Annotated in this window: 2 protein-coding genes; both read right to left on the reverse strand. The window is 66.2% G+C overall.

Annotated elements, in window-relative coordinates; all coding sequences use genetic code 11:
- Positions 1-11: 11 nt before the first annotated feature.
- Complete coding sequence (locus Q5762_RS37005) at positions 12-191, reverse strand: hypothetical protein (protein WP_315896702.1); 180 nt, start codon at positions 189-191, stop codon at positions 12-14.
- A 130-nt stretch (positions 192-321) separates the two neighbouring features.
- Positions 322-535 (reverse strand): hypothetical protein (locus Q5762_RS37010; RefSeq protein WP_315896703.1); only part of this gene is annotated, 214 nt, incomplete at its 5' end.

Consider the following 535-nt stretch of genomic DNA (forward strand, 5'->3'; position numbering starts at 1 on the left):
TAGTAGGTCGCTCACGATTCGTCACCCGCCTCGATCCGCTTGGCGCGGTCGCGGAGCCACGCCACGGCGTGCTCGGCCTGCTGACGCTTGGTGGCGAGGTCGCCACGGGCCTGCGGCTCGTAGACCATACCGCCCAACTGGTAGGCGGTCGCGGCTTCCATCAGCGCCTCGGCCTTGATCTGGTCAATCACGGCGGCGAGGGTGACGGTGACAGCCCCGTCCACATAAACGTTGTCCCGTATGAAGGTGCTACCTCTCTCAGCGCAGCCCTCGGCTACGAGCGCGGCAACACCGGCTTCTACCCACTCGGGTCGGGGGTCATCAGTCATTTTGTTCTCCTTGGTTCAGCAGTTGGTCATTGCGTCGGCCCTCGTCGGTGCGGTACGGGTTGCCGTTGCGGCACGTAGTGCAGGTGACGCCATCCCCATCCGGGTCGATGGCGTGCCCGCCGTAGACGTGCTCCCACTCCCTCTCCGAATCGGCGTACCCCTCGTCCCACGCCGTGGCCTTCGCCTCGCGGATCGACTCGGCCTCC

It is taken from the genome of Streptomyces sp. P9(2023) (assembly GCF_032436795.1).
In the GTDB taxonomy this organism is placed as follows: domain Bacteria; phylum Actinomycetota; class Actinomycetes; order Streptomycetales; family Streptomycetaceae; genus Streptomyces.